Annotated in this window: 2 protein-coding genes; one reads left to right on the top strand and one right to left on the bottom strand. The window is 67.5% G+C overall.

The window, feature by feature from the left end:
- The coding region (locus CCN29_RS36570; protein ID WP_442538651.1) for a thiamine pyrophosphate-binding protein at positions 1-134 on the bottom strand (134 nt) is incomplete at its 3' end.
- A gap of 201 nt (positions 135-335) precedes the next feature.
- Between CCN29_RS36570 and CCN29_RS33175 the strand changes: the two genes are divergently transcribed.
- Positions 336-652: ATP-grasp domain-containing protein (locus CCN29_RS33175; protein ID WP_442538650.1), on the top strand; the 317-nt coding region annotated here is incomplete at its 3' end.

The raw sequence follows: 652 nt of genomic DNA, 5'->3' as shown, positions 1-652 counted from the left end.
TCGTCGACGCAGCCGTCGTAGATGTCGATGATGTGGCCGCCGCACAGCGTGTAGATGCGGTCGACGCCCTCGGCCTTGAGGGCCTTCGCGACGAGATGACCGCCGGAGATGACGTCCTGGGTGTCGTCGGGCATGGCGAAGTCCTTGTCCCTTTCCTAGGGGGCGGGGAACGCTCTCGCGGTACATTGCATACAGTCGACGAATACTGTATGAAGCTTGTTATCCCGCATCCGATGGGTGGTGTCCAGGGGGTGCGCGGGACTTTTCCGTCGCCGGTCCCCGGCCCCTCGGGCCCCTCCCCGGACCTTCCGGCGACGTCACAGACAGGAGCCGAGATGGACCTGTACGAGCACCAGGCAAGGGAACTCTTCGCAGACCACGGCATCGTGGTGCCGCGGGCCGAGGTCACCGGCTCGCCCAGACAGGCCCGCGAGATCGCCCGCCGCCTCGGCGGACGCGTCGTCGTCAAGGCCCAGGTCAAGACCGGCGGACGCGGCAAGGCGGGCGGCGTCAAGCTCGCCGCCGACCCGGCCGCCGCCGAACTCACCGCACGCCAGATCTTCGGCATGGACATCAAGGGCCACACGGTCGGCACCGTGATGCTGGCCCAGCCCGTCGACATCCAGGCCGAGTTCTACGTCTCCTACGTCCT

The organism is Streptomyces pseudogriseolus, from assembly GCA_002154585.1.
Classification (GTDB): Bacteria; Actinomycetota; Actinomycetes; order Streptomycetales; family Streptomycetaceae; genus Streptomyces; species Streptomyces pseudogriseolus.
Note: the sequence above shows the minus strand (reverse complement) of the source record. Positions and strands in the feature narration are given on the sequence as shown.